The sequence below is a fragment of the Herminiimonas sp. genome (genome assembly GCF_030645555.1).
In the GTDB taxonomy this organism is placed as follows: domain Bacteria; phylum Pseudomonadota; class Gammaproteobacteria; order Burkholderiales; family Burkholderiaceae_D; genus Oxalicibacterium.
Window position 1 is genome coordinate 1 of record NZ_JAUSME010000242.1, and the last position, 6,999, is coordinate 6,999.

Here is a 6,999-nt window from a genome sequence, read left to right on the forward strand (position 1 = left end):
CGGCATCATCGGCACTTCAACCTTGATGCGGCCGAACACCTGTCCATCCTTGCTGACCTCATCCGGTGTGACAGCGATATTCAAGGCTTGATCGCCACGCAAAAGATCAACTTTCAGGACTTTGCCCGGTGAGGCGCGCACCAATTCCACAAACGCCAGGCCATCGGGCACAGGCTTGCCATTGACCGCAGTCACCAGATCGCCCGACTTTAATCCGGCACGCATCGCAGCGCCGTCAGGCGCAACCTGGCCCAGTACCGCGCGCGGACGTGCCAGATCGATGCCGAGCTTGGCGAGGAAATCCGTCTCCAGCTCTTCGGTGGAAATACTGTCGACCGGAATGCTCACGGTGCGGATTATTTTCGCCGTGTAGGAGTTAGCAGCCGGACGCTCGACCTCCAGCACTGCCGGCTTTCTGTTGACCACCGATTGCACCAGCTGCCAGCGCATGTCATTCCATATCTGTATCGGCTCTCCGTTGACGGAGGTCACCAATTCGCCGCCACGCAAACCGGCTTGATAAGCCACCGATTGCTCAGCTGGCGCCCGTAGCTTCGGTGCCGGCTCTGGAATGCCGTAACTGTACAAGGCTGCAAACAAGAGTATCGCCAGCAGGAAATTGGCGAGCGGACCAGCTGCCACGATCGCAATGCGGCGCCATACGGATTGGCGCGTAAATTCGCGCTTCAAATCCGCGGGCGACACCTGCTGCATATCGCCTTCACGCGCATCCAGCATCTTCACGTAACCGCCCAGCGGCAAGACCGAGATCGCCCATTCAGTCTGATCCGGCCCGAAGCGGCGCGAATAAACGACTTTGCCCATGCCGATCGAAAAACGCAGGACTTTGACACCGCACCAGCGCGCCACCCAATAATGGCCCAGCTCATGCACGATGATCAGCACGCCAAGGACGACGGCAAAAGCAAGTATGGTTTGAAGTAAGTGCATTTTTATATATAGGATTTGGCTGCGTCACGCGCGCAGCGATCTTGCTCAAAAACTGACTCAATATCTGTTACAGGGCCCGAAGGCAATCCATCCATCACGCGTGCAATCAATTGATCGATGACACGGAAACCGATGCGCCTGTCGAGAAATGCCTGGACTGCGATTTCATTGGCTGCATTCATGATGGCTGGAGCAGAACCGCCTGCCTGCAATGCATCATACGCCAGTTTCAGGCATGGAAATCGCTGCAGGTCGGGGCGCTCGAAAGTCAGCTGCGCAATCTGGATCAGATCGATAGGGGCGACGCCGGAACTGATGCGTTCCGGATAAGCCAAGGCATGCGCAATCGGCGTACGCATATCGGGGTTGCCCAGCTGCGCCAGCACCGAACCATCGACATAGGACACCATCGAATGGACCACGCTTTGCGGATGGATCACTACTTCGATCTGGCTCGCCGGCACACCGAACAGCCAGTGCGCCTCGATCACTTCCAGGCCCTTGTTCATCATCGTCGCCGAGTCGACAGAAATCTTGCGGCCCATGACCCACTTCGGATGTGCAATGGCCTCTTCGCACGTCACGCTATCGAGCGTCGCTACGGCACGCTTGAGAAAGGGTCCGCCAGAAGCCGTCAACAGGATTTTTTCTATCCCGTGTTGCGACGGCGAGCGCTGATAGGCGTGCGGCATGCACTGGAAAATTGCATTGTGTTCGCTGTCGATAGGCATCAGCGTGGCGCCGCTGGCTGCCACTGCATCCATCAGCAAGGGGCCCGACATGACCAGCGCTTCCTTGTTTGCCAACAATACCTTCTTGCCGGCGCGCGCTGCTGCCAATGTGGGTGCCAGACCGGCGGCACCGACGATTGCCGCCATCACGCAATCACATTGCGCTGCGCTGGCTACCGCACATAATGCGGCTTCGCCATATTCGACCTGCGTTTGCAGTCCTTGCTGGCGCAGTATCAACTGGAGTTTTTGCGCAGATTCGGCCGTGCCAACGACGGCAATATCCGGCAGGAATTGTGCGCACTGCGCGGCCAGTTCCGCCACACGATTTTGCGCCGTCAGCGCATGTACGCGATAACGGTCAGGATGGCGCGCAATAACGTCCAGTGTCGATACGCCTATGGAACCGGTAGAACCCAGTATGGTTATCTGCTGCATTTTTTGCTGCATTTGCGCCTTACATCCAGTAAGCAACCAGCACCGCCAGCGGCAGCGTCGGTATCAAAGCATCCAGCCGGTCGAGCACGCCGCCATGGCCAGGCAAGAGATTGCTGCTGTCCTTCATGCCGGCACGCCGCTTGAGTTGGGATTCAAACAGATCGCCGACTATGCTGGCGGCAACCATCAAGATCAATATGAGCAGAAAACCCGGCCAGCCCCATTTGAGATAAAGCTGCACTGCAAAGGTGTCGTTGAGCGCCGGCACAGTCAGCGTCGCGGCACAGGCCAGCAGCACCAGTATGCCGCCGCCGATCGCACCCTCCCAGGATTTACCCGGAGAAATCGATGGCGCCAGCTTGCGCTTGCCAAAAGCCTTGCCGCTGAAATAGGCGCCGATGTCGGCTATCCAGACGATGGACATGACGGAAAACATGTACAAGGCCGAACGGTTATACAAACTGAGTATCGAGACAAAAGCGCCGAGGATGGCTATCCCGTAAATGCCGGTCAGCAAGCGATTGCGTATGCCATCCAGCGGCGGTAGGCCGAATGCCAGCGACGGCACCATGCGCAAGGCCCAGATGGCGACACAGACGCCATACAAAAGCACGCTTTGCTTGAAGCTGGCCGTCACGACCAGAAAGGCAAATGCAATGGTCCAGACTACCGCACCCACGACTGGAAATTTATTGCCGAACAGGCGCAGGCATTCCCACGCAGCAGCGGCAAAGAAGATGGCCGTCAATATGGCGAACACGGCAAAGGAACCGGAAGCAATCGCCAGCAGCAACACTGCCAGCAGGATCACGGCAGTGATGACGCGCGTTTTCAGCATTTGGCCTCCGGCACTTGCTCGTTCAGTTGGGCACTGGTACGGCCAAAGCGTCGTTCACGCTGTTGATAGGAAGAAATGGCGAGCCCCAGTGCAGCCGCGTCAAAATCGGGCCAGTAGGTATCAGTGAAATACAGCTCGGTATAAGCCAGTTGCCACAGCAGGAAATTGGAAATACGCTCTTCCCCGCCGGTGCGTATGAAAAGATCAGGTTCCGGTGCATAGGCCAGCGACAAATGCGGCGCCAGCTGCTCTTCGCTGAAATCGCTCACACCCGGATCGCTCGCCACCATTTTATTGACTGCCTGCATGATGTCCCAGCGGCCACCATAGTTTGCACATATCGTGACGGTCAGGCGCGTATTGGCTGCCGTCTTGCGCTCGGCGCTGGCTATCATGTTTTGCAATTTGTCGTCAAAACGGCTGAGATCGCCGACGATTTTCAGGCGTATGCCATTGGCGTGCATCTTGGCGACTTCGCGTTCCAGCGCCGTCATGAACAGGCGCATCAGCAGCGATACTTCATCTTGCGGACGACGCCAGTTTTCCGAACTGAAGGCAAAGAAGGTCACATATTCGACGCCCTGCTTGGCGCAGGCTTCGACGATGCCTCGCACGGCCTCCACCCCTTTGACATGGCCGGCCACGCGCGGCATGAAGCGCTTGGTCGCCCAGCGACCATTGCCATCCATGATGATGGCAACATGGCGCGGCACCAGCGCCACATCCGGCACGACCTGGGTTGAACTCGACGACGTCATGGGAAGGCGACCGGAAATGGTGGAGATAACAAAAGAGGTGGCAGCCGACTAAACAGTCAGCACTTCTTTTTCTTTTTCGGCGACCATCTTGTCTATTTCCAGCACAAACTTGTCGGTCAGCTTTTGCACTTCATCCTGCGCACGGCGTTCGTCATCTTCCGAGCAGGCTTTGTCCTTCAACAGCTTTTTAAGCGTTTCATTCGCATCGCGGCGGATATTGCGGACCGCAATCTTTGCGTCTTCCGCTTCGCTCTTGACCAGCTTGACCATTTCCTTGCGACGCTCTTCCGTCAGCGGCGGCGTAGGCACACGTATCATCTCGCCCTGGGTCGATGGATTCAGGCCGAGATCGGCATCGCGTATCGCCTTTTCAACCACGGCAACCATTTTCTTTTCAAACGGCTGCACGCCTATCGTGCGCGCATCCACCAGCGTCACATTGGCAACCTGCGACAAATTGGTCGGATTGCCGTAATACTCGACCATCACATGGTCAAGTATGCCGGTGTGGGCACGGCCAGTACGCACTTTTGCCAGATCTGCCCGCAAAGTCTCGATGGACTTTTGCATTTTTTGATCGGCAACTTTTTTTGCATCTGCAACAGTCATTACTGTTCTCCTCTTCTGCTACGAGTCAATCTGAAGTCAATACAGCTGAATTTTGAATTTCAGCGAATTTATACTTTATTTATACATGCACCAGGGTGCCTTCGTCTTCGCCCATGATCACGCGTTTGAGCGCACCCGGCTTGACGATGGAAAACACCTTGATCGGCAGTTTCTGGTCGCGGCACAGCGCAAATGCAGTGGCGTCCATCACCTGCAGGTGCTTGGAAATCGCTTCATCGAAGGTAATGGTTGAATAGCGCGTTGCGTCTGGATCCTTGTTTGGATCGGCACTGTAGACGCCATCAACCTTGGTTGCCTTCAAGACGATTTCCGCACCGATTTCCGAACCGCGCAACGCGGCTGCGGTATCAGTGGTAAAGAAGGGATTACCGGTACCGGCAGCGAAGACCACGATCTTGCCTTCTTCCAGGTACTGCAATGCCTTGGGGCGTACATACGGCTCGACGACCTGCTCAATCGCAATGGCCGACATCACGCGTGCGACTATACCAGCCTGGCGCATCGCATCAGCCAGCGCCAGCGAATTCATCACGGTGGCGAGCATGCCCATGTAATCAGCCGTGGCACGGTCCATGCCTTGTGCGCCGGGTGCCACACCGCGGAAAATATTGCCGCCGCCTATCACTATCGCCAGTTCCACCCCCAGATTTGCCACTTCCGCCACATCCGCCACCATGCGTTCTATCGTGGCGCGATTGATACCGTAAGAGTCGTCTCCCATCAACGCTTCACCCGAAAGTTTGAGGAGTACGCGTTTATAAGCTGGGGTAGTCATGGGCTGGATTCCTTGTTTTGTCCGGTTTTACTGAGGTGATGGTTTTACTTCAGTTCTTACCAGATTTTGCTTCAGCATCGCCATATTGTGGATGACGATGCTGAAGCAAAATCTTAATTATTGGCACACATCAAAGCATACTTGATGGCGTTAAAAAAACGGGCCTTGCGGCCCGATTTTTTTAACTTACGCCTGTTTTGCTGCTGCGACTTGCGCTGCTACTTCTGCGGCAAAGTCGTCCTGCTTTTTCTCGATGCCTTCGCCGACCACATACATCGTGAATGCTTTCACGGTGGATTTGGTATCTTTCAACATTTGCTCGACGGTTTGCTTGTCGTTTTTCACAAACGACTGATTCAGCAACGATACTTCTTTCAGGAATTTCTGCACTGAACCTTCGACCATCTTGGTAACGATCTCGGCTGGCTTGCCAGATTCTGCCGCTTTCAACTCAGCAACCGAACGCTCTTTGGCGATCAGTTCTGCCGGCACATTGTCCGAAGACAGGGCCACCGGCTTCATTGCAGCAATGTGCATCGCCACGTCTTTACCGACTTGTTCATCGGCGCTGTCGAAATCGACCATCACGCCGATACGGGTACCGTGCAAATAGGCAGCCAGCTTGCCAGTCGTTTCAAAACGCTGGAAACGGCGGATAGACATGTTTTCACCAATGCGGCCGATCAAGGCAGCGCGCTGCTCTTCAACGGTTTTGCCATCCAGTGGCAAGGCGGCCAAGGCAGCCACGTCAGCCGGATTTTTTTCCGCGATCAGTTTGGCGCAAGCATTCGCCAGCGCGAGGAATTCATCATTCTTGGTGACGAAATCGGTTTCGCAGTTGACTTCAACCAGCGCGCCGACGTTGCCAGATACATAAGAGGCGACTACGCCTTCTGCGGTCACGCGGGAAGCGGCTTTCGATGCCTTGCTGCCGAGTTTGACGCGCAGGATTTCTTCTGCCTTGACTGGATCGCCATCGGCTTCCGTCAATGCTTTTTTGCATTCCATCATAGGCGCATCTGTGAGAGCGCGCAGTTCACCAACCATTGCTGCAGTAATAACGGCCATTACAATCTCCTAACAATTCCTGACAAGCGGACGTCGTTCTGACGTCCCCTATCCTATTACGTTCAAAATGCGCTCGAAAAAAAGGGGCGAACCGCTGTTGCCCCTTTCATTCTGACGCTCAAACCATCAGAGCCAGGGTATTAAGCCTGCTCGCTGACCTCAACGAAGTCGTCGCCACCCTTGATCGATGCAACCAGATCGTTGGTCGCGCTGGCGCGGCCTGCGAGGATCGCATCAGCAACGCCACGGGCGTACAACATGATCGCCTTGGATGAATCGTCGTTGCCTGGGATGATGTAGGTAACGCCTTCTGGGGAATGGTTGGTATCGACCACGCCGATAACCGGGATGCCCAGTTTAGCCGCTTCAGTGATCGCACCTTTGTGGTAACCGACGTCAACCACGAAAATAGCGTCAGGAATGCCGCCCATGTCCTTGATGCCGCCTATGGATTTTTCCAGCTTGATTTTTTCACGGTCAAACATCAGCGCTTCTTTTTTGCTGAGTTTTTCGACTGAACCGTCAGCAATCGATGCTTCCATTTCCTTCAAACGCTTGATCGATGTCTTGATCGTTTTGAAGTTGGTCAGCATGCCGCCCAACCAGCGTTGATCAACGTAAGGCATGCCGGCGCGCGCTGCTTCAGCGGCAATGGTTTCACGCGCTTGACGCTTGGTGCCGACCATCAGCACGGTGCCGCGATTGGAAGCCAGTTGCTGGATGTACTTCATCGCCTCCTGGTACATGCCCAGGGTCTTTTCGAGGTTGACGATATGGATTCTGTTGCGATGGCCGAAAATGTAAGGGGCC

At 55.3% G+C, this 6,999-nt stretch carries 8 protein-coding genes; all 8 read right to left on the reverse strand.

Features of this window, described 5'->3' with window-relative positions; genetic code table 11:
* Positions 1-951, reverse strand: a 951-nt coding sequence (rseP, locus tag Q7T06_RS09390; RefSeq protein WP_304783962.1) for an RIP metalloprotease RseP, incomplete at its 3' end; no start/stop codon positions are given.
* Positions 952-953: 2 nt separating this feature from the next.
* Positions 954-2,120, reverse strand: a complete 1,167-nt coding sequence (gene ispC / locus Q7T06_RS09395) for a 1-deoxy-D-xylulose-5-phosphate reductoisomerase (protein WP_304783964.1) — start codon at positions 2,118-2,120, stop codon at positions 954-956.
* Between the two features lie 19 nt (positions 2,121-2,139).
* Entirely contained in the window at positions 2,140-2,958 is an 819-nt protein-coding gene (locus Q7T06_RS09400) for a phosphatidate cytidylyltransferase (RefSeq protein ID WP_304783966.1), read from the reverse strand.
* Positions 2,952-3,716, reverse strand: coding sequence for a polyprenyl diphosphate synthase (gene uppS, locus Q7T06_RS09405; protein ID WP_304783969.1), 765 nt, complete (start codon positions 3,714-3,716; stop codon positions 2,952-2,954). The genes Q7T06_RS09400 and uppS overlap by 7 nt, the downstream gene beginning before the upstream one ends.
* A gap of 48 nt (positions 3,717-3,764) precedes the next feature.
* Positions 3,765-4,325 (reverse strand): ribosome recycling factor, encoded by a 561-nt coding sequence (frr, locus tag Q7T06_RS09410; protein WP_304783972.1) that lies wholly within the window; start codon positions 4,323-4,325, stop codon positions 3,765-3,767.
* A gap of 79 nt (positions 4,326-4,404) precedes the next feature.
* Positions 4,405-5,121 (reverse strand): UMP kinase, encoded by a 717-nt coding sequence (pyrH, locus tag Q7T06_RS09415; protein ID WP_304783974.1) that lies wholly within the window; start codon positions 5,119-5,121, stop codon positions 4,405-4,407.
* A 186-nt stretch (positions 5,122-5,307) separates the two neighbouring features.
* Positions 5,308-6,189 (reverse strand): translation elongation factor Ts, encoded by an 882-nt coding sequence (tsf, locus tag Q7T06_RS09420; protein WP_304783976.1) that lies wholly within the window; start codon positions 6,187-6,189, stop codon positions 5,308-5,310.
* 140 nt (positions 6,190-6,329) lie between these two features.
* A partial coding sequence (gene rpsB / locus Q7T06_RS09425) for a 30S ribosomal protein S2 (protein WP_304783978.1) occupies positions 6,330-6,999 on the reverse strand: 670 nt, incomplete at its 5' end.